General features: G+C 52.8%; 23 protein-coding genes. 3 read left to right on the forward strand and 20 right to left on the reverse strand.

Annotated features, from left to right (window positions below):
- Positions 1-4: 4 nt before the first annotated feature.
- From ACTJIK_RS14065 to ACTJIK_RS14090, 6 genes are all read right to left on the reverse strand, one after another.
- A complete protein-coding gene (locus ACTJIK_RS14065) occupies positions 5-388 on the reverse strand; it encodes a BlaI/MecI/CopY family transcriptional regulator (RefSeq protein WP_120516058.1) in 384 nt (127 codons plus the stop codon).
- 86 nt (positions 389-474) lie between these two features.
- Entirely contained in the window at positions 475-1,377 is a 903-nt protein-coding gene (locus ACTJIK_RS14070) for a sterol desaturase family protein (RefSeq protein ID WP_440647096.1), read from the reverse strand.
- 182 nt (positions 1,378-1,559) lie between these two features.
- Complete coding sequence (locus ACTJIK_RS14075; RefSeq protein ID WP_440647098.1) at positions 1,560-2,180, reverse strand: hypothetical protein; 621 nt, start codon at positions 2,178-2,180, stop codon at positions 1,560-1,562.
- Between the two features lie 35 nt (positions 2,181-2,215).
- A complete protein-coding gene (locus tag ACTJIK_RS14080) occupies positions 2,216-3,088 on the reverse strand; it encodes a DUF4249 domain-containing protein (protein WP_440647100.1) in 873 nt (290 codons plus the stop codon).
- A gap of 24 nt (positions 3,089-3,112) precedes the next feature.
- The gene (locus ACTJIK_RS14085) at positions 3,113-5,485 is read right to left on the reverse strand and encodes a TonB-dependent receptor (protein ID WP_440647102.1); all 2,373 of its coding nucleotides are present in this window, start codon (positions 5,483-5,485) and stop codon (positions 3,113-3,115) included.
- Positions 5,486-5,667: 182 nt separating this feature from the next.
- Positions 5,668-5,877 carry a hypothetical protein gene (locus ACTJIK_RS14090; RefSeq protein WP_440647104.1) on the reverse strand — a complete coding sequence of 70 codons (210 nt, stop codon included), beginning with the start codon at positions 5,875-5,877 and terminating at the stop codon, positions 5,668-5,670.
- Between the two features lie 93 nt (positions 5,878-5,970).
- Here ACTJIK_RS14090 and ACTJIK_RS14095 point away from each other — a divergent pair, with 93 nt between their 5' ends.
- Complete coding sequence (locus ACTJIK_RS14095) at positions 5,971-6,966, forward strand: helix-turn-helix transcriptional regulator (protein ID WP_440647106.1); 996 nt, start codon at positions 5,971-5,973, stop codon at positions 6,964-6,966.
- Positions 6,967-7,029: 63 nt separating this feature from the next.
- Here ACTJIK_RS14095 and ACTJIK_RS14100 read toward each other — a convergent pair whose 3' ends face one another.
- From ACTJIK_RS14100 to ACTJIK_RS14145, 10 genes are all read right to left on the reverse strand, one after another.
- Positions 7,030-7,884, reverse strand: coding sequence for an SDR family oxidoreductase (locus ACTJIK_RS14100; protein WP_440647108.1), 855 nt, complete (start codon positions 7,882-7,884; stop codon positions 7,030-7,032).
- 51 nt (positions 7,885-7,935) lie between these two features.
- On the reverse strand, positions 7,936-8,346 hold the full coding sequence (locus ACTJIK_RS14105) for an RrF2 family transcriptional regulator (protein ID WP_440647110.1): 411 nt from the start codon (positions 8,344-8,346) through the stop codon (positions 7,936-7,938).
- 145 nt (positions 8,347-8,491) lie between these two features.
- Entirely contained in the window at positions 8,492-10,705 is a 2,214-nt protein-coding gene (locus ACTJIK_RS14110; protein ID WP_440647112.1) for a sodium-translocating pyrophosphatase, read from the reverse strand.
- 102 nt (positions 10,706-10,807) lie between these two features.
- Positions 10,808-12,325: an NAD(P)H-hydrate dehydratase gene (locus ACTJIK_RS14115; protein ID WP_440647114.1), complete on the reverse strand. Its 1,518-nt coding sequence runs from the start codon at positions 12,323-12,325 to the stop codon at positions 10,808-10,810.
- A 108-nt stretch (positions 12,326-12,433) separates the two neighbouring features.
- Positions 12,434-12,967: a hypothetical protein gene (locus ACTJIK_RS14120; RefSeq protein ID WP_440647116.1), complete on the reverse strand. Its 534-nt coding sequence runs from the start codon at positions 12,965-12,967 to the stop codon at positions 12,434-12,436.
- A gap of 25 nt (positions 12,968-12,992) precedes the next feature.
- Positions 12,993-13,460, reverse strand: a complete 468-nt coding sequence (locus ACTJIK_RS14125; RefSeq protein ID WP_440647118.1) for a hypothetical protein — start codon at positions 13,458-13,460, stop codon at positions 12,993-12,995.
- Positions 13,461-13,539: 79 nt separating this feature from the next.
- Positions 13,540-14,766, reverse strand: a complete 1,227-nt coding sequence (nhaA, locus tag ACTJIK_RS14130) for a Na+/H+ antiporter NhaA (RefSeq protein ID WP_440647120.1) — start codon at positions 14,764-14,766, stop codon at positions 13,540-13,542.
- A 21-nt stretch (positions 14,767-14,787) separates the two neighbouring features.
- Positions 14,788-16,437: an OstA-like protein gene (locus tag ACTJIK_RS14135; protein ID WP_440647122.1), complete on the reverse strand. Its 1,650-nt coding sequence runs from the start codon at positions 16,435-16,437 to the stop codon at positions 14,788-14,790.
- A gap of 4 nt (positions 16,438-16,441) precedes the next feature.
- The gene (locus tag ACTJIK_RS14140) at positions 16,442-17,440 is read right to left on the reverse strand and encodes an MlaD family protein (protein ID WP_440647125.1); all 999 of its coding nucleotides are present in this window, start codon (positions 17,438-17,440) and stop codon (positions 16,442-16,444) included.
- A 94-nt stretch (positions 17,441-17,534) separates the two neighbouring features.
- Positions 17,535-18,836, reverse strand: a complete 1,302-nt coding sequence (locus tag ACTJIK_RS14145; RefSeq protein ID WP_440647127.1) for an N-acetylmuramoyl-L-alanine amidase family protein — start codon at positions 18,834-18,836, stop codon at positions 17,535-17,537.
- A 470-nt stretch (positions 18,837-19,306) separates the two neighbouring features.
- On the opposite strand from ACTJIK_RS14145, the gene ACTJIK_RS14150 reads away from it, so the two are divergent.
- Positions 19,307-21,823, forward strand: a complete 2,517-nt coding sequence (locus ACTJIK_RS14150; RefSeq protein ID WP_440647129.1) for a putative LPS assembly protein LptD — start codon at positions 19,307-19,309, stop codon at positions 21,821-21,823.
- Between the two features lie 92 nt (positions 21,824-21,915).
- Here the strand turns inward: ACTJIK_RS14150 and ACTJIK_RS14155 are convergent, their stop codons facing one another.
- A complete protein-coding gene (locus ACTJIK_RS14155) occupies positions 21,916-22,536 on the reverse strand; it encodes a hypothetical protein (RefSeq protein ID WP_440647130.1) in 621 nt (206 codons plus the stop codon).
- Between the two features lie 179 nt (positions 22,537-22,715).
- Complete coding sequence (locus ACTJIK_RS14160; protein WP_440647132.1) at positions 22,716-22,949, reverse strand: hypothetical protein; 234 nt, start codon at positions 22,947-22,949, stop codon at positions 22,716-22,718.
- A 126-nt stretch (positions 22,950-23,075) separates the two neighbouring features.
- Between ACTJIK_RS14160 and ACTJIK_RS14165 the strand changes: the two genes are divergently transcribed.
- The gene (locus ACTJIK_RS14165) at positions 23,076-23,321 is read left to right on the forward strand and encodes a helix-turn-helix domain-containing protein (RefSeq protein ID WP_440647134.1); all 246 of its coding nucleotides are present in this window, start codon (positions 23,076-23,078) and stop codon (positions 23,319-23,321) included.
- A gap of 101 nt (positions 23,322-23,422) precedes the next feature.
- On the opposite strand, the gene ACTJIK_RS14170 is transcribed toward ACTJIK_RS14165, so the two are convergent.
- Entirely contained in the window at positions 23,423-24,373 is a 951-nt protein-coding gene (locus tag ACTJIK_RS14170; protein ID WP_440647136.1) for a bifunctional helix-turn-helix transcriptional regulator/GNAT family N-acetyltransferase, read from the reverse strand.
- 300 nt (positions 24,374-24,673) lie between these two features.
- Entirely contained in the window at positions 24,674-25,483 is an 810-nt protein-coding gene (locus tag ACTJIK_RS14175) for a hypothetical protein (RefSeq protein WP_440647138.1), read from the reverse strand.
- Positions 25,484-25,492: the final 9 nt, after the last annotated feature.

A 25,492-nucleotide genomic window follows, 5' to 3' on the forward strand; every position in this document is an offset into this window, starting at 1 on the left:
ATGTTTATTTCTGCTTTTTTTCCATTTCGTTCAGGTACTGGCGGATCATGTCCAGCTCCTCGGGGGAGGAACGGTGATGACCCAAAGCCTGCATCACCAGCTGTGAAGCGGAGCCTTTGAAAACGGTATCTATCATTTTGTTCAGCAACTGCCGTTGGGTAAGCTCACGGTCCACCGCCGCTTCATAAATATGCGTTTTGGCGCTGGCGTCCCGCGTCACCAATCCTTTTTCATGCATGATCTGCATCAGCTTGAGGGTAGTGGTATAACCCGCTTCCTTCTGCTGCTCCAGTATCTCATGTATTTCCCTGACCGTACTGGCCCCTCTTTCCCAGAGGATAGCCAGTATCTCCAGTTCACTTTCGGTAGGCTTGATGGGCTTGTTCATGTTGATTTCTATTGTAATGATCTCTTTGTACGAATATCTTCGTAAACGAATGTACGACACTTTTCGTAATAACAAAACATGTCCTGTTATTTTTGGATAAATGGTATTCCGGGAGGAGGAGCGGAAGCCTTCCGGGCCGCTTCTCTTAATTGTCGGGTAGTTTGCCTGCTGCCGTCTGGGCTCCAGCCAGGCGCGCCGAAAAGATAATGCCATGCATCACGCCAGGAACGCGCCTTGCGGAGGTCTTTTCCGATGGAGGCCCATTCGTGCGTGGCTATTTTGAGCGGGTTGTAAGTATTGATGTTGGCGGTAAGCCCGTACACCGGCTTTTCCTCTTCCGGCTGGAAGGTGCGGAACAACCGGTCCCAGATGATCAGCACACCGGCATGGTTCTTATCCAGGTATTTAAGATCGGAGGAGTGATGAACGCGGTGATGGGAAGGCGTATTGAGCACAAATTCCAGCGGGCGAGGCAGCTTGTTGATGGCCTCGGTATGGATCCAGAACTGGTAAATGAGGCTGATGGCCTGCATGGTCATGACCATGGCGGGGTGGAAACCGATCAGCGGCATCCAGCACCAGAACAGGAATGTGCCGGTAAGGTTGCCCGTCCAGGTCTGGCGCAGGGCGGTGGAAAGATTATAACGGCGGCTGGAATGGTGGATAACGTGGCTGGCCCAGTAGAAGCGGATGTTGTGGCTGAAACGGTGGAACCAGTAATAAGTGAGATCGTCCGCAAAAAAACAAAGCACCCATACCCACCAAAGGCCCGCGTCGAGCGTGAGGAAGCGGAACTGGTAAACGAAGTCGTAAACAAGGTAGATGACGCCTTTGATGAAAAGGCCGATGAATACATTGCCAAGGCCCATGGCGATGCTGCTGACGGCGTCTTTGGTTTCGTAAAGATTGCGGTGGTCCCAGGCGGAGAAGATCACTTCGGCAAGCAGCAGCAGCACAAAACCAGGGATAGCTAAATGTATCGGGTCCATTGGTTACGGATTACGAATGGAGGTGATATTCCTTTTGCCAAAAGTTACTGAATATCTGCGGAATTCAGGCGACATTTCCTGAAAAACCGCCCCGCATCCGCAATCCGTAGAGAGTTAAAAGAAACTGCCCCACGGTTGAAGGTGAGGCAGCATCATATGCATGGTTCCCGTCAGTATAAAATTTAAAACCTCCCGGCCTTGATGGTAAAGTGCGCAGCGGGGCCGCTCAGCTTTTCATCTGTGATGCCCGTGGTGTTGGAGCCGCTTACGAACCGGTACGATCCGCCAACTGCCAGGCGCAGGTAGGAGGTGATGTTCATTTCAAAATTCACATGCGGCTCGCCGACGAAAAAGCCGCTGTAATCAAAGTTCTCGCTTTCTTCCGCCCCTTTGAAACGTTCGTTCTTCATCACGCCGCCGCCGCCGATCAGCCCGCCTACGGCCATGTGGAAGAGTTTATTGGATTTAATGGTATACTCGGGCACGAAGCCGGTGTACCACATGTTCCAGTAAAGGGTGGGGTCCGCCGCGTTGCTGCGCGGCGCTTCGATGTTGTTCACGAGCGCGTATGCGCCGGCGCCCAGCATCATCCTGCTGTTGAGCATCACGCCGGCATAACCGCCCATCAAAATGCCCAGCTGATCGTCGAACGTGGTGAACTTGACGGTGGGCGCGCCGAAACCGCCTACACGGATCTTCGTTTTCCCGCGGCCTGCCAGGCTCTCAATAGGCTCATCCTGCGCAAAACCTGTGTGGGAGAGCAGTACCGCTGTTGCAATGAAAAGTATTGTCTTCAGTTTCATGATCAAAACGTGTTTAAGAATTGTTTTGGAGAATGTTATTTCACCATTACGCGTTCTTTGAACTGTACGGCGGATGTGCCGAACCAGCCGAGCACTTTCGCGTTGCTGGAGGTATTGACATTTTTCAGGTTGGTAGGCACGTTCTCCAGTATCTTGGCAAACAGTCCGCCGTTGCTCAGCTGCTCGTCCACCATCCTGAGGAAAGTGTGGCTGGGTTTGCTGACAGAAGACAGGCGCACGATCACTTTTTCGTTTTCCTGGAAAGGCTTGTCCTCGCGGGTGATGGCTTCGCTGAGCGGGTAAATGAACACTGAGCCGTCGGCCACGTTTGCCTCAAAGGAGCCGTCTATCGGGAAGGCGTCCGCCACGCGGTTGTCTGTGCTGTTGCGGTAGCTGCGCACCCAGTAAAAATCGGTGGCGCCGGCAATGTCCCTGCCGTGCCAGCGTGCATAAAAACCTTCTTCACTGCTGGCGGCGTCTTCTTTGGTCTTGAACTCGTAGGTGATGGAATCTATTGGCACTACGCGTTTGAGCGTGTCGATCGCTTCAAAGGTGGATTCTTTCAGCTCCACGCGCAGCTTGTATATATGGTTCACTATGCCTACGCTTATGCCCACGCCGGGGTCGTAGCTGTATTTTCCGTTGGAGAAAGCGAAGGGATACACCTGCCCGCTGGTCATGTCGGTAAGCGTTACCACGGCGTCGCTCACAATAGGGGCGGGCGCCTGGTTGGTGTAAGGCATGCTCTGGGTGATGCGTATATCCTGCCGCCCGGGAGTGTTCGTGATCCATGCGTCTACTACGGTAAAGGTTTTGCCTTCGGGTACTTCCACGTCTATAACGTCTTCGCAGGCGGTGAATGCCGCGGCGGCGAATATAATGGCGAGTGTGTTGATGATCTTTTGCATATGATCGGATGCTTTTGCGGGTAATTAGAATTTAAAATTGTAGGTGATGCCGGGGATGATGGAGCCGATGATGGACAGCCGTACGGCTTCCTTCTTCGACGCATCGTCCGGGTTCTGGCGGAAATACACGGTGTAGGCATTCCTGCGGGCGTACACGTTATACAGCGAGAACACCCATTCGCCTTTCCAGCGTTTCAGCTGTTTGCCTTTCCATGTTACGGACAGGTCGAGCCGGTGGAAGGGTTTCAGGCGGTAGTTGTTCCTTTTTTCAGTGGTGTTGTAGGGAATATCCCAGTCCTGGAATTCGAGGCGAGCATCTGCAAAAGTGGCGGGCGTGCCGGAAGCGAACACCCAGTTGCCGCTGAGGCTGAGGCGTTTGGTGAATTCGTGGCTCACTACCACGTTCAGGTTGTGCGTACGGTCGTAGCGGTTAATGAACCATTCGTTCAGGCTCAGCCCGGGCGTTTTGCGCTCGGAACGGCTGAGGGTGTAGCTTACCCAGCCCGTGGTGTTGCCGATGTCTTTTTTCGCGTACAGCTCCAGGCCATAGGCGCGGCCTTTGGAGGCCAGCAGGTCGCCTTCGATGAATTCATTCAGGTCGAGGTCCGCATTGTCTATATAGTCGAGCTGGTCCTGCATGCTTTTGTAGAACACTTCCGCTGATATTTCAAATTTGTCGCCGGGGGCGTTGTAGAAATATCCGGCTGTCACCTGGTCTGTTACCTGCGGTTTCACGTTGTTGGACACGGGCGTCCAGATATCCACCGGGGTGGGGGACGCGGTGTTGCTCAGCTGATGCATGTACTGTGCGCTGCGGCTGTAGGCCACTTTCACGGCGGAAGTGCTGTTGATGCCGTAGCGGGCGGAAAGGCGCGGTTCGAAGTTGTAGTAATCGGCGATGGTTTTGCCGCTTTCAAACTCTTTCGTGCCGAGGAAACGCTTGCGGGTACCGGCCGCAGTGTCTGCATAATAATAAGCGGTGCCTTTGCCGCGGTACTGGAAGCCGGAGTAACGCACGCCGTACTGGATGCCGAATTTATCGCCGAGCTTCAGCTCATGGTCCAGGTACAGCGCTGCTTCAATGGAATTTTTGTCCTTGAGCGTAATGCGTGTTTCACGTTCGTCTTCCTGCGAGGTGCCGGTGCCGGGTTTGAATGTATAATAGGTGCCCTGTACGCCGAAATGCAGGGTATTGCTCGCGTTGATGTAATAAGTGAAAGCGGGCTTAACGCCGTAGTTGATGATGTTGGAAGTCCATTTGAACCGCTGCCTCACGGGTTCGCCTTCTTCCGTTTTGAATTCCAGGCTGTAGTCGTATTTGGTATAATAAGTGGTCAGGTTGAGGAAGAGGCGGCTGTTGAAGATGTGGTTCCAGCGGATAGACGCGGTGTTGTTACCCCAGTTCATATTGGCTTCGTTGCCGAACCCGAACACGTCGCGGCCTAAATAGGTGCTCACGAACAGGTTGTTGTTCTTGTTCAGGTTGAAGTTCACCTTCGCGGTAATGTCGTAGAAATACAGCTTGGTGTCCTTCATATCGCCTTTCAGGAAGGGTTTCATGAGCACGTCCATATAAGACCGGCGGGCGGCTACGATGAAAGAGGATTTATCTTTCTGCAGCGGTCCTTCCACGGCGAGGCGGCTGAAGATATTGCCGATGCCGCCGGTAAGGCCGAATTTCTGGTTGTTGCCGTCCTTCATCCTGATGTCCAGCACGGAAGCGGTTCTGCCGCCGTATTCCGCGGGAAAGCCGCCTTTGATGAGATTGATGTTCTTTACCGCATCCGGGTTGAATACGGAAAAGAAACCGAGCATGTGGGTGGAGTTGTATACGGGCGCTTCGTCGAGCAGGATAAGGTTCTCGTCGCCGTTGCCGCCGCGTACGTTGAAGCTGGCCGCGCCTTCGCCTACGGTATTCACCCCGGGCAGCGTCTGGATGGCTTTCAGCACGTCCACTTCGCCCATAAAGGTGGGCAGTTTCTTTATCTCGGCAATATCCAGCTTGTTCATGCTGGTATTGAGGGTGTTGATGGTCTTTTCCTGGTGTTTGCTGGTGATCACCACTTCATTCAGCTGGCGGTCAGACTGGGCCAGCTTAATGTCCTGCCGTTTATTGGAAGTGAGGTCTACCGTAAATTTCTGGGCGGTATACCCCATGTAGGAGAACTGTATCTCGTGTGTTCCGGCGGGCAGGGTCAGCGAATAAAAGCCATATTCGTTGGTAACGGTACCTACAGAAGTGCCGGGCTTGCCGATGGAGATCCCGATGAGGGACTCGCCGGACTGAGCGTCTTTCACGTAGCCGCTGATGGTAAAACGTTGCTGTTGTGCCGATGAACTGAATGCTGTCAGCATGAACAAGCAAAAGGGCAAAAGCCAGTTTGCAATCCTTTTCATTTGGTTTTCAGGTTTTTATATGTTAAATGGGGAAAAAGGGAAGGTGGTTTCCGCCGTTTTCCGAGAGTATGACGTGCAAAAGGGAAGTTACCCCTACGGGAATAAAATAATTCACAGAATCATCTTGCAGGGGTTAACTGATAAACGTCATGTTTTTTCCGGTAAAATGGGCGCAATTTTAATTACTCCAGTACGGAACACTGGTAGCCGAGGCTGCATACGAGGGAGATCACATGCTGTTCTTCCAGCTGCTGGCACACTACGCGCAATACCTTGTCGCAATCTTCCAGGTCCAGCGTGCAGGCGGTAACAGCAAAACGGCCGGTCACCGCGTCTATCACCTTAATCTTATCCTGCTGGGTAGAGATATTTGTTTTGAAGATTCCGATCATGTGCCTAATTTGAATAATTTCACACAAAAGTCGGACCCGCACGGCAAACCTGCTTATACCAAACGGATTATTATTTATACTTAACGGATTATTATGCCTGTAACCATTACCAACGAGAACCGCGAAATCCTCTTTCACGACGATACCGTGTATTCCGCGGAAATGTTCATGAAACCGGAGCTGATAGAGCAAACCCACCGTATGGAGTTTAAGTTCGGGAAGGCGGAAATGAAGGAGTTCCACTTCGACGGGTTTATGCTGGGTTTTGGCAGCGCTATGGTGAACCAGCGCCTGCACATCGAAATGAGCGAGGAATTGCAGCGGGTGGGCATGCATTTTATGATCCGCGGCCAGGTGACCTCTCACATCAGGGGCGCCGCAAATAACCTGGTTACTTCCAGCCACCAGCATAATATCGTTTACAATCCTGACGCCGAAGAAACGGTGCAGGTGGAGCGGCAGCCGGACCTGCAGATGTTCGGGCTGGGTTTCGTGAAAGACAAATTCGTGCAGCTGGCGGCCAACAACGGCCCTGTGCTGGACCGTTACGCGGAGAACGTGGCCAATAATAAGCCGGTGTTCCTCACCCGCGGCTACCACATTACGCCCCGCATGATGCAGGTGATAGAAGAAGTGCAGCACTGCCATTTCACCGGCGGCCTGAAGAAGCTATTCCTGCAATCCAAGGCCATAGAGCTGCTGGCGCTGCAATGCGAACAGATAGAATCCGAATCGAAGCGCGGGCCGGGAAATCATAAAGTATCGCGGACGGACGAAGAAAGGGTATACCACGCCCGCGACCTGCTGCTGCACCATTCGCAGGAGCCGCCGTCACTTTCTGAGCTGGCGCGCAAATCAGGCCTGAACGAATTCAAACTGAAAACCGGTTTCAAAAAAGTGTTCAACAATACGGTGTTCGGCTACCTGAACGATTACCGGCTGGAGCAGGGCAGGGAAATGATACGGGAAGGGGCGCTGTCTTTCACCGAGATCGCCGATACGCTGGGGTATTCGTCGTTACAGCATTTCAGCAATGCGTTCAGGAAGAAATATGGCATGAGCCCGAGGGAAGTGAGGAAATGGATGTGACAACATTTGTTTAAACATAAAAAAAGCGGCTGCATCTCCAATGGTACAGCCGCTTTTCGTTTATTAAAACTTCCCCGCGTTCAATTTCGAAAACTCTTCAAAACTAACCGGCTCCTTGCCTGTAATATCTTTCACCGCGGTAGTGGTAGCCGCACTGGCGCCGCTTCTCATGGCAGCCAGCAGCGTTGCGAGGTATTGGGCCACGCTGTCAGGCGCGCCCTGTGCTTTCATGCCGCTCAGCAGGTCTGCTTCTGAAATAGGCAGGTAAGTAACTTTCCTGCCGGAATGTTTCGTGATAATGTCCGCCACCTGGTGATGATCGATCGCATCAGGGCCGGTGAGGGTCAGTTCCCGGTTGGGAAGATGATCGTTGAGCAGCAGTTCCACGGCCACAGCGGCAATGTCTGCCGTGGAGATCATGCTGGACGCCGCGTCGCCGGCTGCGAGAATGATCTGGTTGCTTGCTTTGACGGTGCCGCTGAAAGGGCCTTCGGTGAAGTTCTCCATGAAAAAGTTAGCCCGCAGGATGCCGTAAGGGATGCCGGATTTCTGCAGGTATAGCTCTATCTGGCGAAGCGGCGCGCTGTCATGATTTTCCACACCCATGGCGGAAAGGAACACGATCTTTTTCACACCCGCTTTTTTCGCTTCATCCACGAAAGGGAAAAGTTTAGTGGCTGCCTCCGCATCAAGGGGAAGGGCGGAGAGGAAAACCCTGTCTACACCGGCCAGCGCGGGCGCAAAGGTGGAAGCGTCTTCCTGTACGAGGCGTACCGGGCTTACATTCGGGGCGGGGGATTGGAATTTCTCAGGCGTACGGGTAGCAGCTTTTACCTGCACGTTCTTCCCGGCCAGCAATTTTACCAGCTCTTTACCGGCCTGGCCGGTGGCGCCTAATACTAATACGGTGTTTGACATGTGTGATATTTTAATTGTTATAAAAATTATTACAGTTTTAAGGAAAAAAAATTAAAAGTATTTACGGGTGAATTCTTCCAGCGTAATGCCGTGCAGCTGTTTGTGCACCGCGTTGTCGATACCGGTGAACAGGCTGTTCAGCGCCTCGTTGATCTGCTTGCCCACGCTGCATTCAGGATTGGGCGTGTTGGGAGCGTAGCTGAAGATATGCTCGTCCTTCACAAGGTTGAACACATCCGACATGCGGATGTCTTTTGTGGACCGGGCCAGCCTGTTCCCGCCATTCTTGCCCTCCTTGCTTTCCACCAGCCCAGCTTCGCGCAGCATGCTCAGTTCCTTCCGCACCAGGGCCGCATTGCTGTTCAGCGAACCGGCAATGAAGTCAGACGTGAGCCACTCGCCGGGAAAATTGGCAAGCAGGGAAAGGATATGAATACTGATGGCGAATTTGCTTTTGATCAATTCTGTAATTTTTTTGATTACAGTACAAAGGTAAGGGGAAGAATGATTCCGTCCAAAATATTTTCGAAAAAAGATCCCGGTAAAAAGAAAAAGCCGGCTGGGATCATCCTCAGCCGGCCTGTTCATATCGTGGAACCGTTGATATTTAGAGCTTTACTGCCGGTTTGGAAACCGTTTCAGCCTGTTTAACCACTTCCTGCGCTTTTTCCTTATCTCCGGCAACAACGGGTGTATTGCGGTGCAGATCGGCCAGGGTGGGGGCAATAACAAGCGATACGATGGACATCAGCTTGATGAGGATGTTCATGGACGGGCCGGAGGTGTCTTTGAAAGGATCGCCCACGGTGTCGCCGGTTACCGATGCTTTATGCGGCTCGGATTTTTTATAGAAGATCTCGCCGTTGATCTCAACGCCTTTTTCGAAGCTTTTCTTTGCATTGTCCCATGCGCCGCCGGCATTGTTCTGGAACATGCCCATGAGCACGCCGCTCACGGTAGCGCCTGCCAGGAAACCGCCCAGCACCTCAGGTCCGAAAATGAAGCCCATCAGGATGGGAGAGAGCAGGGCGATAGCGCCGGGCACCATCATCTTTTTAATGGAAGCCTCGGTGGAAATGGCCACGCACTTATCGTACTCCGGTTTGCCGGTGCCTTCCATGATCCCCGGAATGGTGCGGAACTGGCGGCGTACTTCTTCCACCATGCTCATGGCGGCTTCGCCTACCGCGCGGATGGCGAGGGAAGAGAAGATGAAGGGGATCATGGCGCCTACGAAGAGGCCTGCCAGTACATCCGCTTTATAGATATTGATCGCGTCTTCCAGGTCGTAACCATTTGCCTTTACCACGCCTACGTAGGCTGCAAACAGCGCCAGTGCGGTAAGCGCAGCGGAAGCGATCGCAAAACCTTTACCGGTGGCGGCGGTGGTGTTGCCCACAGCATCCAGGATGTCCGTCTTTTCACGAACGTCTTTCGGCAGTTCGCTCATTTCAGCGATACCGCCGGCATTATCTGCAATCGGGCCGAAGGCGTCGATAGCGAGCTGCATGGCGGTAGTGGCCATCATGCCTGCCGCGGCAATCGCCACGCCGTAAAGACCGGCCAGTGCGTATGAGCCGTAAATGCCGCCCGCCAGCACCAGGATAGGGAGCATGGTGGATTCCATGCCTACTGCCAGGCCGCCGATGATGTTGGTGGCATGGCCGGTGGAAGACTGGCGGATGATGGATTTTACGGGACGTTTGCCCATGGCCGTATAATATTCTGTGATGATGCTCATGAGCGTGCCTACCACAAGACCCACGATGATGGCGCCGAAAACGCCGTCGCGGGTGAATTCATGGCCGCGGAGGGTCATGCTTTCGGGCAGTATCCAGTTCACGGTAAAATAGCATACAATGGCCGTGAGCACAATGGAACCCCAGTTGCCCATGTTCAGCGCGCGTTGCACGGCGGAAGTGCTCAGCCCGCTGCTTTCGCTGATGCGCACGAAGAAAGTGCCGATGATGGAAAGTATGATACCGATACCGGCTATGAACATCGGCAGCAGCACAGGGGCCAGGCCGCCGTAATTGTCTGTGGAAGTGGTTTCTACGCCCAATACCATCGTGGCCAGCACGGTGGCTACGTATGAACCGAAAAGGTCTGCGCCCATACCGGCAACGTCGCCTACGTTATCGCCCACATTATCTGCAATGGTGGCGGGGTTACGGGGATCGTCCTCGGGAATGCCCGCTTCTACCTTACCTACCAGGTCGGCCCCAACGTCAGCTGCTTTGGTATAGATACCGCCGCCTACGCGGGCGAACAGCGCGATACTTTCAGCGCCGAGGGAAAAACCGGTGAGCACTTCGATGGTCTTGATCATTTCCGCGGTATTGGCCTCCGCGCCGAAATATCCTTTCAGGATAATGAAGAGGCCGCCCAGGCCGAGCACGGCAAGACCTGCAACGCCCATTCCCATTACGGAACCGCCGGTGAAGGAAACTTTCAGTGCGCGGGAAAGGCTGCTGCGGGCTGCCTGCGCGGTGCGCACGTTGGCCTTGGTGGCTATTTTCATCCCTACAAAACCGGCGGTCGCGGAAAATATCGCGCCGATGATAAAGGCGAGAGCGATCGTCCAGTCAGAGCTTTCGTGGGAATATCCCATGTAGCCCAGCAAGAGGGCCGCGATGATAACGAAATAGGTGAGGATCTTGTACTCAGCCTTCAGAAAGGCCATAGCGCCCTCTGCAATGTGTTTGGCAATTTCCTGCATCTTTTCATTGCCGGCATCCTGGCGGGTAACCCAGGCACTTTGGATAGCTGTGAATAACAGTGCGATCAGTCCGAACAGTGGAATAACGTAAACTATACTCATACTCATAGAAGCCTTTTAAAATTTACAAGGTTGACGAAGATAATGTATTAGAATTTATTTTACTAGTGCTCGCATATATTCACTAGAAGTGTAATATGGACGTTATTTCCGGATGTCCAGGTATGCCTGGCCAAGGTAATGAATGATATCTTCTGCAACGAGGGCTTCTTCTGAAAGATCTTCGGCAGCCAGGTCGCCGGCCAGGCCATGTAGCCACGCACCCAGCAGCAGCGCGGCTTTCGGGGCATAACCCTGGCTCAGCAGGCCGGTCAGTATCCCGGTCAGTGCATCCCCGCTGCCGGCCGTGGCCATGCCGGGGTTGCCGGTGGGATTGAAGTATACGGACCCGTCGGGACAGGCCATGGCGCTGTACCTTCCCTTCAGCAGGATATACAGTTGCCATTCCACCGCCTGGCGGGAAAGAAGCCGCAGCCGCTCGAAATGGTTATCTGTTTTGCCGAAGAGGCGTTCAAATTCTTTCGGATGGGGGGTGAGGATGGAATCTTTAGGGATCTCCGCCAGTAAAGCCGGGTATTTCCCGATAATATTCAGCGCGTCCGCATCCAGCACCATGGGCTTGTGATAGGCCTGCAGCAGGCGTTCCAGCGCTTTGGCTGTGACGTTTTCCGTGCCAATGCCCGGCCCTATGCCGATCGTTGCATAATCCGGCGCCTGGCGCAACCTGAACGGCTCGTCGAAATGCGCGGAAAAATGCGCCTGCTCTTCCGCCAGGCACATGGCCTCGGGCACGGCGGTCTGCATGATCTCGTAACCGCAGCGCGGGACGTGCGCGGTAACCAGTCCTGCCCCGGCCCGCAGGCAGGCGCGGGTAGCCAGCAGCGCGGCGCCCATTTTCCCGAAGCTGCCTGCGATCACCAGCGCATGGCCATAAGTGCCTTTATGGGAGAACGGATCGCGGGGCCGGTAAATAGTACGGATGGTGGCAGTGTCAGTAAGATGGTATGCTGTTTGCGCCTGCGCCGTGTAATCCGGGTGTATCCCGATCTTCAGCAGCTCCGTCTTCCCTGTCCGCTCCGCATTCTCCGGCAGCAGGAAAGCAAGTTTATAGAATTCAAAAGTAAGCGTATAACGTGCATGCACACACGGAAAATGAAGGGAGCTTTCATCGGCCATCATACCGGAGGGCATATCGATGGAAACGATGGTGTGGCGCTGTTGCTGGTCGTTTATTTTATGGATCACACCGGCGGCCCAGCCTTCTACGGGGCGGTTGAGGCCGGTGCCGAAAAGGGCGTCCACAATAATGCCGGGCTCTTCCAAAGCCGGGAATTCCGCTAGTTCGCGGATGTGCATCAGTTCCGGGTAATAAGGCTGGTTAGCCGCATTGTCTTCTGAAGGTTCACCTGCCGTATGCACCAGCCACGCCTGCACGTTAAAGCCCTGTTCCTGCAGCTTCCGGGCAATCACCAGCCCGTCTCCGCCATTGTTGCCCATACCGCAGAAAATGTAGTAGGGGGGCGGCGTTTCACCGAAGGTATGCACCATCCATCCGGCGCATTCCGCGGCGGCGCGTTCCATCAGCAGTAAGCTGCTCACGGGTTCGTGCCGGATCGTGTAGGCGTCTGCCGCCCGTATCTGCTGTGCGGAAAGTATCTTCATACTCTCCCAAGATAATAAAAAACCGGCTGCCGCCAGCGGGCGATTGATATGCATAAAAAAACGGCTGCTTCATGGAGAAGCAGCCGCCTGAACTTTTGTTCTTCAAACTTATTTGAATGTATACCTTACAGAGAAACCACCGATCTGCTCGCCGAGGAAATCGTTGTAGCCGTTGAAATTCACGTACGGCTTCAGGTCGGCGCTGAGGTTCAGCGGAATGTTCTTGAACGTGTACTCCACGCCGAAGATACCATCCAGGCCAACGGCAACGTCGGTGCCGTCGCCCCTGCGGCGGCCATTGTCCCAGTAATAATCCCTCCAGAAGCCGATGTGCGCGCCGCCGCCGGCGTACATGTTCCATTCTGATTTGCCGAATACATTCCAGTGGTACTCGTAAAGACCGGTAAACGTCACATTGGAAGCATCATCGCCGTTCTCGAAATAGTGATGCACGATGCCTTCAATGGCGTGCGGCCCTTTGATGAAGTGCTTTACGGTGAAACCTGCGAGCCAGGGGTTAACCCTTAAGCCCAGCGCGGTATGGTAATCAGCCGGAGAGCCCCCGCCCGATGTTCTGCGCTGTGCATTAGCCTGGAAGGCCATCAAAGAAAGTACTCCGAAGAGCAACAGGATCCTTTTCATATGTTCGTCTTTAATTAAGCTTGTATCATTTCTTCCATCCGAAGCGGTAGCGTGCCGATATGGCAAAGTCCGCCAGGTTGGGAGAGGTCGTGAAATGTATCGCCGGTTTCCAGTCCAGGCTGAGGTTTAGCGGTATCGTGGGAAAGTTGTAATTGATGCCCGCGATACCATCCACGCCTGCAAGGAATTTCTGGCTGCCGTCTATTTCCCTTGTGCCGAGATGCGCGCCTGCGCCTGCATACCAGCCGAAGCCTTCTACGGTAAGGGCGGAGAGGTCCCAGTGATACTGGTACAACCCGGTGACGGAAAATGTTTTGTTATACAGGGCCACAATTCCTTCCGCTGCGGAGCGGTCTGTGAAAAAATACCTGCCTGTTACGCCCAATGGCAGGCCCAGTCTTACGCCTGCTTCAATTTGTCCGGTTGCCTGCTGTGCCCTGGCGCTTACGGTAAAGCCCAAAGCCAGCATGGCCGCGATAATACGATACTTCATGCGATTGAATATTTGCAATAACAATGCCAAAGGCGGCGACAGAAGGGAAATCCGGTTGCACAGGCTGCTTCAGGAACGGCTATTCTGCGGTTTTATTTTGAACAGGCCTCAATGGTTTTACGGAAGGATCTTTAGTGAATATTCTCAGGAATATAAACCCGGCAATAGCGGCGATAACGGATGCGGCGATAACGGACATGATGGAAACGACCTGTATCTCCACGTCGCTGAACGCCAGCGTGGCGATAAAAATACTCATGGTGAAACCGATGCCCGCGATCATACCCACGCCCCACAGCTGTTTCCAGTTCGTCTGCGCGGGCAGGCTGGCCAGCTTGAGCTTCACGGCGATAAAGCAGAGCATGAATATGCCCAGCGGCTTACCGAGCACCAGGCCCGCCATAACGCCAAAACTTACGGTATGGCCGAAAGCATGCAGCAGGTCAGCCGGGAAAGTGATCGCCGTGTTGGCGAGCGCAAATACGGGCATGATCAGGAAGTTGACAGGGTCGTGTAGATTGTCTTCCAACGAATGCACTTTATCCAGCGGGATGGTGAACGCCAGCAATACGCCGGCAATGGTGGCATGGATGCCGGAGTTGAAAATACAGTACCAGAGCACTATTCCCGGGATAAAATAAAAGATGAGCTGCCGCACTTTAAAATAATTCAGCGCCAGCAGCAACGCAAAAATGCCTGCGCCTGCATACAGGTACATGGTATGCAGCTCAGCCGTGTAAAATATGGCGATGGTGAGGATGGCGCCGAGATCGTCTATGATGGCCAGTGCGGTAAGGAACACTTTAAGGCTCAGCGGCACGCGCCTTCCCAGCAAGGAAATGATGCCGAGGGAGAAGGCAATATCTGTGGCCATGGGAATGCCCCAGCCCTGATGATAATCGGTATGATGGTTAAAAGCCACATAAATGAGGGCAGGGGCAAGCATTCCGCCAACGGCCGCCAGTGCGGGCAACATGGCTTTGCGTACGCTGGCCAGCTCGCCCACCGTCAGTTCCCGCTTGATCTCCATACCTACCAGGAAAAAGAACAACGCCATGAAACCGTCGTTGATCCACAACAGCCAGGAATTGGGGAGGTGCAGTCCGTGGAAGTCGTAATGATGCCCACCGGCCGCATCGAACAGGTTGGTGAAGAAACGGATGTAAGGCTCCTGCCAGGGCGAGTTGGCAACGATCAGCGACAAGATGGTACAAACGATCAGGACAATTCCTACTGCACGGCTATCTTTTAAAAACTGGAAAATAGGGGAGATTACGCGTGTTTTGATCGTCTGTTTAATAGTCATCTTATAAGTTTATATGAATGATTACTGGCCTATCAGCTCGTATTTCGATTTGGGCTTGCGGTGGATCTCCCACTTGAACCCCGGCAGCAGCTTCTGCTCTTCAGGCATTTGCGTAAAAGGGTACATCGTGGCTTCGGGCTCTTTTACAAACACGATCCTTTCCAGCTCGCCCTTCTCGAAATACACGCGGGTATTGGCAGACAGCAGGCGGTTGATGCTCACGAACGCGCTGTCGTCGTCCTGCACGTAATAAATATTTTCTGCGTTCCCGTTCACGTACATGGAGTCGAGTTTTTCGTCGCCGAAGTAACCCAGGATGGTATTGCCTTTTATCTGGTTGTACATGTCAGGCCCCGGACTGTTCACGATGAGCGCGTTCTGGTCCAGCAGGAGCTTGTCCGCTTTCTGGTTTTTGGTAAAGAGGAAGATGGTGTCTCCCGTGAGCTGGTTATTGTTCGCCCACAGCACGGGGTCGCGGTAGAGGCGGAACACGGAGTCCACGCTGGAATAATACACGCTGTCCGCCACGCCCTGCAACGAATCGGAGTATATCTTCACATGATGGTAAGCGATGAGGAAACGTTTTTCCGCGGTGTCGGATTTGTTGACGCTGGTATCGCCGCGTGCAATACGGGCGCTGTCTTCAGCCAGCGTGGCACTGTCTTTTATGATGGGCACGATGCCGGAGAACAGGGTGTCTCCCGCTACGAAAAGCGTATCGTCTTTCCCTTCCAGCAGCATCACGGGTTTTTGCGTGGCCAGCACGGTTTTCACGTTCTGGTTCACGATGCCGTAATTGGCCAGCACAGCCACTTTCTGCGCGGTGTCCCTCCATATCATGTTGCCGGTGGCGATGGAAATGCCGGTAGCTTTGTCTGTCTGTATTTCGTTGGCGGTAAAAGTATTGGTGCTGTCTTCAATGGTCGGGCGCTGGGCAAAGTTGCCGTAGCCCAGTTCGGTGTTGTAATAGCCGGAGGTAACATACATGGTCATCTTACCATCGTTGATGGTGGTAGGAGCCATGATGGTGGCTATTTTGGTAACGGAGTTATACATCAGGGTGTCTGTTCCCAATGTAAAGCCGGGATCTACCACCACCACTTCTTTTTTGAAGTACACGTCTTTCGTTTCACCGTAATAAATGCCTTCGCGGCTGGTGAGCACCGATTCCCCGTTCACCAGCTTGCCGCCCTGATCGTAGGTGCCTATCTTGGTGTTCAGGTCGTAGTGGAGGGTGGGACTGGTTAGCACGATCTTGCTGTCCGTCAGTTTTGCGTTGCCGGTAAGCGTGGCCAGGCGCTGGTTGCCGCGGTAAAGCAACTGGTCTGAATAAGTATGTACGCTGTCGTCCTGGTTGATGTGCACGTTGCCCCAGGCTTCGATAATATTGGTGTTGGCATGGAAAGCCGCGCTGTCGCAGGAAAGCAGGCTGGTGCCCTGTTGGAAGATCACGTCTCCCACGAAGCGCCTTTCGGTCATGGTATCCGTTTGCAGGTTCACCACGCTTTTGGCCTGTATCAGCCGGATCTTTTTGGAAGTATCCTGCTGTACCGGCATAGTTTCCGGCCTGTTCAGCGGCAGGCGGCCGGGGGCGCGGTAAGCGGCCGTCAGTAACCCGGAAGCGCCTATTCCTCCTAAAAGAATGAGGCCGTATAATGCGTTCTTGAACATGTTCTTATTGTAATTGAGCCGTGTCTGAAGGGATAGGCACTACTTTGTTTTTCCTTCCGAACACGCTCAGGTGCACATATCTCCAGGGATTGTACCGCAGGTCTTCCAGCAGTTTGTTGAGGCTGCTGAGGGAGCTTTGGAGGTTGTTATACGCCTTCTTGTCGTTTACCAGCATACCGAGCGAACCGTCTGTGCTGCTCACTTTGGCCACCACGTTGTTCAGCCTTTCCATCGTGTAACGCAGCTGGTTAATGGTAGTGTCCAGCTGGCCGTTCGCGAACGAGCCGGAGGCCTTGTCGAAATTGGTGAGGATATTGGAGATCTTGTCGTTGTTGTTCTTCAGGTTCTCTGATACCGCCGCGAAGTTGTCGAAAGTGCCGGCGATCTTGCCTTCTTCCGCCAGCATGCCGTTGATGGAGCGGGTGGCCATGGACAGGTTGTTCATGGTGCCGTTGAGGCCCGCGATGGCGGTGCGGAGATTGTTTTTGGTAGTGGTGTCGAACACGGAGTTGACGGTGATCAGCAGGGTATCTACCGCGCCGAGGGTGGTTTCCAGTTTTTTCACGAGGGGGCTGAGCTGTTCTTTCAGCGCGTCTGTGATGGAACCGTCTACCGCTGCGTAAATAGTGTCCTTGTTCTTTAATACTTCTTCCGTATTCCCGAAATCGATCTCCACCTTGCGGGTGCCGAGCAGGTCTGAGCTGATGCGGGCGACGGAATTTTTGGGGATCTCGATGTCCTTGTTGATCTGAAGGGTCACCAGGATGCGGCCTGCGCGTTTGTCCATTACTTCAAGGCTCAGCACGCTGCCGATGGCAAGCCCGTTCACCATCACCGCGTTGGAAGGCTGGAGGCCGTTTACCTGCTGGTATACGGCGTAAATCGTCTTTTTATTGGAAAAGAGGCTTCTTCCTTTGAGGATATTAAAACCCAGGATCAGCAGCACAATGGCAACGGTGGTCAGAATACCTACTTTTGTTTCGTTATTTATTTTCAGCATCATTGTATGAAGTTCGTGTCGCAAAAATAGTTAAAACAACGGTGCGGCAGTTGTAGGTAGACAGAATATCTGCAAAAGGCGGGCCAACGGGCCGGGGTCAGTCGATGCGGTTGCCATCTTTATAGGCCAGCATAAAGGCGTCTGAAAAGCCCTGCTTGCGGGCTTTGTAGACGGCTGCCTGGGCTTCGGCTTCCGTGCGGAAGCTGCCCCATATATATTTGTTAACTTTTTTCCTTCCCTGCTTAAATTCCTCACGCTCAATGGTTCCTTTCAGGTTTTTGAAGAGGGTGTTGGTGCGGGCGTATACTTTTTCGGTGGTCATCAGCTGCACTTTGTAGCTGAAGCTTTCCGTAGCGTCCGCCGCGGGGGCATTGGGGGGTTCGGTAGCGGTACTAACGGTGGAGGATATATGGTTCACCACCTGCCTGGCAGGGGTGGGGGCGGGAGCAGCAGCGCCGGTGGCGGGCGTTTCCAGCACGGGCGGGCGGGGCTCGCCGCTTTTGTATATCCTTTCCAGTTCGTCCTTGTACCTTTTTACCGCACGGTAAATGCAGGAAGCCATTTCATCCTGGCCGTTGGCGGAATTGAGGTAATTCTCTTCTTCGGGATTGCTGATGAAGCCCAGTTCCACCAGTACGCTGGGCATAGCGGTGGCATGCAGCACGAGGATGCCCTTTTCATTGCGCTGGCGGGCGCCGCGGCTGATGCGGCCCACGCGGGTGAATTCGTCTTCCACGAGGGTGGACAGGCGGAGGCTCTGGTCGAAATAAACGTTGCGGAGGGTATTGAGCATGATGATGGTCTCCGGGTCCCGGGTGTCCATGATCTGCTGCGTTTCTTCGGAATTGGCGTCGAACACGATCACGGAGTTGTTCCGCAGCGATTCGGTCTTAGCGTTATTCTTGCTGGTGGCCCAAATGTAGGTTTCGGTGCCCTTGGCGGGGTTAGGCGAGCTTTCGTATATGGGTACCTTGCGGGTGCGTTTCCTTTTCTTCTTGTCCCTGTAAGTCACGGTTCTGTGCCCCACGATCCGTTTGATGTCCGGCGCGGCGTTGCAGTGAATGGAGATGAACAGGTCGCCTTTGGCTTCATTGGCGATGGCCGCCTTGCGGTGCACATCGTCGAACCGGTCGGTTTTGCGGGTATATACCACTTTCACATCGGGCATGGCCTCCTCTATGATCTTTCCCAGCTTCAGGGCTACGTCCAGGGCTATGTCCTTTTCATGGGAGTACCGTCCGCCGGCTCCATGATCGCTGCCACCGTGGCCCGCGTCGATCACGATCGTGCGGATAGGCTTGTCCTGAACAGGGAAATCCGGTGTAGTTTTTGCATGAATGAACAAGGTATAGATCAGTCCTATGCCTAAACCTGAAAATAAAACTCTTTTCCAGCGCATGTCAACATTTTATTTTAATGGGTTGTATTCAATCGGGAACAGGTCCTTCATTAATTGTTCACCATAATTTTATACTCGTATGATGCACGTCCGCCCAACATTCCATACCTTTTTCCCTGGCAGGGGCATTAGCGTACTATGTAATAATTTGTATAAAATCATGTAGGTTTGTGCCCGCTTAACACATGGACCCTTTCTGCAAAAATAATTATAAAAACTTTTTAAGGCGGTTCTTCCTGCCTTTGATCCTTCTTTTATTCACGGCCTGGTCCCTGTTAAAAGACGAATTAGCCCGTGCATCCGTGGTTCCGTCAGTTTACTTTAACAAAACTTTCACAGATACCGTGCCACAGCCGCATCCCGTCACTTTCCCCGATCGGGACTCCCTGGCGAAAGATACGGCGCGCCGCCCGGTTATTAAACGCGTAATTGACACAATTCCGTCTGTACTGCCAGATTCTCTTCAGCTCATGGATAGTTCGCGCATCAGCCGCGACTCCCTGCGAAGAGATACATCGGGCATCCGCATATCCAAAGACAGCCTCAGCGCCCCCGTGTACTACAAGGCGCAGGACTCCATCGTGATGCTGGTGAAAAAGAAAGAATTCCGTCTTTATAATAAAGCGGACGTGAAATACGAACAGACCCAGCTTACCGGCAATACCATGGATTTCAACCAGGCTACCGGCATCCTCACCTCCCGCATGGGAGTGGATACAGCGGGCAAACCCCTGGACAAGGCTGTGCTGAACGACGGTTCCACCAGTTCGGACATGGATTCCGTGCAGTATAATTTTAACAGCGGCAAGGCGATGATCTATCAAACCCGCGCTCAGTACGGGGAAGGATTCGTGAGCAGCCAGAAAGTAAAAAAACAGCCGGACAATACTATTTTCGGGTTCAGGAACGGCTATACCACCTGTAACCTCGATACGCCTCACTTTGCATTTCGTGCCAAAAAAATCAAAGTGATCCCTAACACTTTAATTGTATCCGGCCCGGCCAACCTGGAGATCGAGGGCATTCCCACCCCGCTGTTCATCCCCTTCGCGATATTCCCCATCAGCCAGGGCCAGCGCACCGGCCTGCTGCCGCCGCAGTACGTGGTAGACCAGCAGAAAGGCATCGGCCTGCAGAATGGCGGTTATTATTTCGGGCTGGGGGAGTACCTGGACCTTACCGTGCGGGCGGATGTTTACTCCTACGGCAGCTGGGGCATGGCATTCGCGCCCACTTACCGCAAGCGGTATAAATACAGCGGCAGCATGAACCTGTCTTACGCTCTCACCCGCATGGGCGACCCCGAGGTGAAGCAGGACTATACGCGTTCGCAGGACTACCGGGTTTCCTGGAGCCACAGTATGGACGGGAAGGCGCGGCCGGGGACTAACTTCAGCGCCAGCGTGCTGTTTGGTACCTCCACCTACAACCAGTACAATGTGCTGAATGCGGCTACGAGGCTGAACAACAACATGAGCTCTTCCATTACCTATTCCAAAAGCTGGGTAGGTAAGCCTTATAACTTTTCCGTTGCCGCTAACCATAACCAGAACACGCTCACCCGCCAGGTAACTATTAATTTCCCGGACGGTTCCTTTAACGTGAACACCATTTACCCCTTCCAGCGGGAAGAAATGGTGGGTACGCCCAAATGGTACGAGAAGATCGGGGCCAGCTACAACCTGCTGTTCAGGAATAATATGAATTTCGCGGACTCCACATTCGGAAAACCTTCCATGTTCGACCGGTTGCAGGCGGGTATGCAGCACCAGATCCCGCTCACCCTGTCCATCCCGCTGTTTAAGAACCTGACCCTTTCGCCCAGCGTGAACTATACCGAAAAGTGGTACATCCGCCAGCAGGTAATGACCTGGAACGAAAAGAAAAGATATTACGACACGACCTACAACAGCGGCTTCTACAGGAGCAGCGCCATGTCTACCGGCGCATCCCTGGCTACCGCGGTGTACGGTATGTATGAGTTCAAGAACAAAAAATCGAGAGTGCAGGCCATCCGCCACGTAATGCGCCCCAATGTGGGGGTGAGCTACTCGCCGGACCTGGCCAGCAAAGATTATTATATGGTGCAGTCAGACACCACGGGCCGCCAGAGCCGGTTTTCCTACTACGACGGCGCCCCCTTCGGCCCTTCGCCGGCGGAAACCTTTGCCGGTCTTAACTTCGGGATAGACAATAACCTGGAAATGAAAGTCCGGTCTGACAAGGATACCTCGGGTTTTCGCAAAGTAAAGATACTGGACGGTTTTGGGGTGAACAGCAGTTACAACTTCGTGGCAGACTCCTTTAACCTGGCGCCCTTCAGCCTGAACGCCCGTACCAACCTGTTCGACAAAGTGAATATCTCCTTTAGCGGCACTATAGATCCTTACCAGGTGGACAGCATGGGTTACCGGGTGGACAAATACACCTGGAAAGGTGAAAAGTTCAGCATCGGCCGTCTGACCCAGGCCAATATCGCGATCAGCACTTCCTTCCAGAGCCAGGATGCGAAGAGCAAGGCGAAGCAGAAACAAAAAGAGGAGATGGCCGAAGAAGATGGCGTGCTGCCCGAGGCCCAGCTGGAAGAACAGCGGCGGCAGATGGAACTGATGCGTGCGAACCCGGGCGACTATGTTGACTTTGACATTCCCTGGCGCCTGGATCTTTCCTATAGCCTTAACTATACCCGCGGCCGGTCGCAGGACCGGCTTCGCGATACCACGATATTCACGCAGGGTCTTAATTTCAGCGGCGACTTCAGTCTTACGCCGAAATGGAAGATCATTATGAGCAGTGGTTTCGACTTCCGTCTCAAACAGATCTCATACACCACTCTCACCGTTTCGAGGGATATGCACTGCTGGCAGATGAGCATCAACCTGGTGCCATTCGGATCGTACCGGCAGTTCAGCATCACCATTAACCCCAAGGCAGGCATCCTGCGCGACCTGAGGGTGAACCGAACGCGGCAGTTCTTCGACTTGTAGCGGGCCGGCAAGAAAACAACCGGCCCTTGCGGAAAAAATAAAAGGGCCGTCTTCAGCGAGACGGCCCTTCTTTTTTTGTTCGGTTTTGCCTGCTAGAAATTAAAAAGTCCCGCGAGGCCGAACAGGTTCAGTTTATTATCGTCCAGTCCTTTGAAGTAGGAGAGTTTTATTTCGATGTTTTTGCCGCTGTTGCCCACGCCTATGCGCATGCCTGCGTTGGCGGCGGGGCCGAATACCGTACCCCCGGTGTTGCGGTATTCCACGTTGCCGTTTTCATCGTAAAACACCTGGTCTGTAGAAGCGCTCAGGTGCAGCCCGAAGCCGGCGCCAAAGAACCCGCCCAGGCGGCTTTCATTGTCGTGGGTGGACCCTGCGCCCAGGTTGAGGTTTACGATCAGCGGAGCGTTGAAAAACACGCCTACGCTGGGTTCGTCAGTAGCATAAGGATCGTCTTCCCAGCCCGTTCTTGAATTGTAGGTAACATTGTAGCTGCCGCTGATCACCGCGCTCATGGGGATGCCGACGGAAACGGACATGCTTTCTGTTTCCACGAAATTGAAGCGGGGAGAATAGGTGAAGCCGAAGCCTGCGCGGGCGTCGAGATCTTTGGCTTTGTCTACCATAACGGTAACGCCCACACCGTGCATAAAGCTCTGGGAAAATGCGCCGGTGGCGGAGAGGCAGACGATGGCCAGGAGTAACAGTTTTTTCATGTTGATGCGAGGGTAAAGGGATTAGGAATAAAAGGTATAGAAATCGCATCAAATATAATGGATAGGTTTTACTATCCCATCATGATAAGTTAGTATTTTTTTATATGCATAAAAAACCGGGCAGGAATGCCCGGTAAGTTTGTATGTCCATTTTTTAAATTTCACCGGAGTGAATATCATTAAATTTCTTTCGTTCGGAGGATCACAGTGGATTCGATGTCTGTAGGCGGAAAATAATGCTGCGAGGTAAACGGCTTGCCGTCCAGCAGCATGGTGTCGATCTTCACATCGGGGAGGAAGTGGGATTCGTTTCCCGCGATACTGATGCCGATATAACTTATCCCGTCATCTTTCAGGCTGTTGATGAATGCAATGATCTTTTGTTGGAGCATGATGGCGGGGGTCTTTTCCATACAGTTCTTTGGGTATAAAGAGTCAGGTACCAGTTTACGGAAAGATAAGAAAAAAATTGTTTTGTTGGGTTATTCGCCAACACCTATTGCAAAGATTTCCATCAACTTGAGCGCCGGTTTCACACAATGACAATCGGCAAACGGCATAGGGAAAGAATAGCCATTGGTCAGACCATCAGGATGATCAGGGAAAGGAAGGGCTTGAGCCTTCGCCAGGTTGCCATGCGCTGTGACGTGGATTATGCGGACATAGCCCGGATTGAGAACGGGAAGAAGGATTCGCGCATTTCCACTTTTATTGAACTGGGGGTTGGGCTTGAATTAGGGCCGGAAGAAGTTTCTGTCATAATTGCTGCGCTTTGGAAGGAATAAGCCTTGCCGTTTGAAATCCTACTTCATTTTTATTGCCTGTTTGCACCGCTTGGGTACCTGTTCCATCTATTCCAGTGAATTTACATCCGGCGTCTGCGCTGTTATTCAAGCTTCAGCTCCATCTGAATATTACACCTTTCATAAGGCGATACATGCCCTGCTACTTTTTTGAATCCCAGTTTATGATAAAGATTGATGGCCGGTTTTAATATCGTATTGCTTTCCAGGTAAAGCGTGGAAGCGCCCAGCGCACGGGCTTTTTCGATGATGGCCTGGCCCAGCAGCCAGCCGATGTTCTTGCCCTGCGCGGCAGGGGATACTGCCATCTTCGCCAGCTCGAAGTCATAATGCGGGTCGTCCATTTTGATGAGGGCGCAAACGCCCACCGGTTCGCCGTTGTATAGTGCCACGATGATGGCGCCGCCGCGTTTCAGGATGTAGGTTTCCGGGTTGTCGAGCGCTTTGTGGTCTGCCTCTTCCATTTTAAAATAAGCAGAGATCCATTCTTCATTCAGGGCTTTGAACGCTTTGGCGTACGCGGGTTTGTAATCCACGATCTGCACATGGCTGCTTTCTCGCAGCTTTTTCTGGTCCTGCACGCGCCGCAGCAGGCTTTTCTGTTCCAGCACAAATTCCCATTCCCCGATCGCTTTCCAGAGATCGTTGCGGGTGCCGCTGAGTATTTCTTCAATGGCGCTGTTCACGTCGGTATATTGTTCCCGGATCTTTTCAGCGATCTCTTTTCCTTTTTTGGAGAGGCTGACGAGGTTCCGCCGCCCGTCGGCCTTGTCTTTCTTTTCCGTAACAATACCCTTTTTGGACATTTCCGCGACGATCTTGCTCACCGAAGGGTGGGAGTGGCCGATCAGCTGGGCTATTTCGGTAATGGTGTTCTCCTTTTGGGAGAGGGCATGGAAAACGGGGAACCATTTAGGTTGAAGATCAACCTGGTAGAGCTTATAGATCTCCGCTGCGTCTTCCGTGATCTTGTCGGTAAGCAGCCGCAGCCTGCTGCCGATGGCCATTTTGCCGGTCTGGTCGTAAAAGTTCATAGTGTAGTTAATTACGTTCCTGATTACGCAAATATAGAGAAATAATTAAACACAGCGAAAATAAGGGGGGATAAGGTCAAATTTAATTTTTAAGAAGGTCATTCCGCTGCGTATTCCAATATGTCAGGGCATCATCGGCGTCCGGCAACAGCTCAGGGATGTCTGATATGAATTTGGGCTATAGCATGATCTGCGTATGAAGATGTAAAAACACCGGAATTATTAAAACAAAAAAGCCTCCAAAATAAAGGATTTTGAAGGCTTTTGAACTTCCGGGAAGGGATAGATAGTAAATGCGTATTAATAGGATAAAAGCCTGAATGAACGCGGGAGCAGCTTCCCGTTGGCTAATCTTAGTCCTGTAAAATTGTTGATATAATTTTTTTCAGTACCCAATGCGCCTTTATTAAAGTCAAACCGCGACCCGGTTGCCCGTTCCGGAACAAAGGGTTGCAGCACATCCGCGAAAGGAACGCCGGCGGCATCCAGCAGTTGAAAGAAATAAGCGATTGTGGTGTTGCCTGGCACACTGTCTTTCACCATTTTAAATCCGGTTAATTCACCTCTTATCACTTTGTCAAATTTTGCCAGCGTATCTATACCGAGCAGTTCCCTGGTATCAAGATCATAATAGCACGCATACAATTCAACGCCTAATGCTTCCGGCAATACGGAGTCCGAATAGAAGAACGCCAGCATCTTCCTGTCTTCGGGTACATCAGAAGCGCCGCCGTTCACCAGCGTGGGAACGCTGCCGGGGTCGAGCTGAAGCAGCGTTACAGTGGCAATATTCTCCGGCATATTAATTAAAGTATCCAGCAGCGTGGAATCGTTTGTCTCTTTTTTTACGACCAGGTGCTGCATGCCATCCTGCCGTACGATCGTTTTTGAAGCCCTGTGGTTGTTGTAAAGGCTGTCTGATACCAGCTCCCCGTTGATGTTAACGGAAAAGGCGGCTTCCGGATCGGTAGAGAAGCTGGACACCGTCAGCTGAATGATCTGTGTATTTTTTTCCAGCTCGCCATCTTTGTTGCAGGAAGCCATTAAAACGGGGAAAGCAATTGCGCCCGAAAAGAAAACTGTTTTTATATGTCTAAATATGTTGTTCATCGTAAAAAA

The sequence above is a fragment of the Chitinophaga sp. 22620 genome (assembly GCF_052044405.1).
In the GTDB taxonomy this organism is placed as follows: domain Bacteria; phylum Bacteroidota; class Bacteroidia; order Chitinophagales; family Chitinophagaceae; genus Chitinophaga.

Bases quoted from the DNA above. Each gene is read 5' to 3' on its own strand.
- ACTJIK_RS14065 (WP_120516058.1), bottom strand. From the start codon at position 388: ATGAACAAGCCCATCAAGCCTACCGAAAGTGAACTGGAGATACTGGCT.
- ACTJIK_RS14070 (WP_440647096.1), bottom strand. From the start codon at position 1,377: ATGGACCCGATACATTTAGCTATCCCTGGTTTTGTGCTGCTGCTGCTT.
- ACTJIK_RS14075 (WP_440647098.1), bottom strand. From the start codon at position 2,180: ATGAAACTGAAGACAATACTTTTCATTGCAACAGCGGTACTGCTCTCC.
- ACTJIK_RS14080 (WP_440647100.1), bottom strand. From the start codon at position 3,088: ATGCAAAAGATCATCAACACACTCGCCATTATATTCGCCGCCGCGGCA.
- ACTJIK_RS14085 (WP_440647102.1), bottom strand. From the start codon at position 5,485: ATGAAAAGGATTGCAAACTGGCTTTTGCCCTTTTGCTTGTTCATGCTG.
- ACTJIK_RS14090 (WP_440647104.1), bottom strand. From the start codon at position 5,877: ATGATCGGAATCTTCAAAACAAATATCTCTACCCAGCAGGATAAGATT.
- ACTJIK_RS14095 (WP_440647106.1), top strand. From the start codon at position 5,971: ATGCCTGTAACCATTACCAACGAGAACCGCGAAATCCTCTTTCACGAC.
- ACTJIK_RS14100 (WP_440647108.1), bottom strand. From the start codon at position 7,884: ATGTCAAACACCGTATTAGTATTAGGCGCCACCGGCCAGGCCGGTAAA.
- ACTJIK_RS14110 (WP_440647112.1), bottom strand. From the start codon at position 10,705: ATGAGTATAGTTTACGTTATTCCACTGTTCGGACTGATCGCACTGTTA.
- ACTJIK_RS14115 (WP_440647114.1), bottom strand. From the start codon at position 12,325: ATGAAGATACTTTCCGCACAGCAGATACGGGCGGCAGACGCCTACACG.
- ACTJIK_RS14120 (WP_440647116.1), bottom strand. From the start codon at position 12,967: ATGAAAAGGATCCTGTTGCTCTTCGGAGTACTTTCTTTGATGGCCTTC.
- ACTJIK_RS14125 (WP_440647118.1), bottom strand. From the start codon at position 13,460: ATGAAGTATCGTATTATCGCGGCCATGCTGGCTTTGGGCTTTACCGTA.
- nhaA (WP_440647120.1), bottom strand. From the start codon at position 14,766: ATGACTATTAAACAGACGATCAAAACACGCGTAATCTCCCCTATTTTC.
- ACTJIK_RS14135 (WP_440647122.1), bottom strand. From the start codon at position 16,437: ATGTTCAAGAACGCATTATACGGCCTCATTCTTTTAGGAGGAATAGGC.
- ACTJIK_RS14140 (WP_440647125.1), bottom strand. From the start codon at position 17,440: ATGATGCTGAAAATAAATAACGAAACAAAAGTAGGTATTCTGACCACC.
- ACTJIK_RS14145 (WP_440647127.1), bottom strand. From the start codon at position 18,836: ATGCGCTGGAAAAGAGTTTTATTTTCAGGTTTAGGCATAGGACTGATC.
- ACTJIK_RS14150 (WP_440647129.1), top strand. From the start codon at position 19,307: ATGGATAGTTCGCGCATCAGCCGCGACTCCCTGCGAAGAGATACATCG.
- ACTJIK_RS14155 (WP_440647130.1), bottom strand. From the start codon at position 22,536: ATGAAAAAACTGTTACTCCTGGCCATCGTCTGCCTCTCCGCCACCGGC.
- ACTJIK_RS14160 (WP_440647132.1), bottom strand. From the start codon at position 22,949: ATGGAAAAGACCCCCGCCATCATGCTCCAACAAAAGATCATTGCATTC.
- ACTJIK_RS14165 (WP_440647134.1), top strand. From the start codon at position 23,076: ATGACAATCGGCAAACGGCATAGGGAAAGAATAGCCATTGGTCAGACC.
- ACTJIK_RS14170 (WP_440647136.1), bottom strand. From the start codon at position 24,373: ATGAACTTTTACGACCAGACCGGCAAAATGGCCATCGGCAGCAGGCTG.
- ACTJIK_RS14175 (WP_440647138.1), bottom strand. From the start codon at position 25,483: ATGAACAACATATTTAGACATATAAAAACAGTTTTCTTTTCGGGCGCA.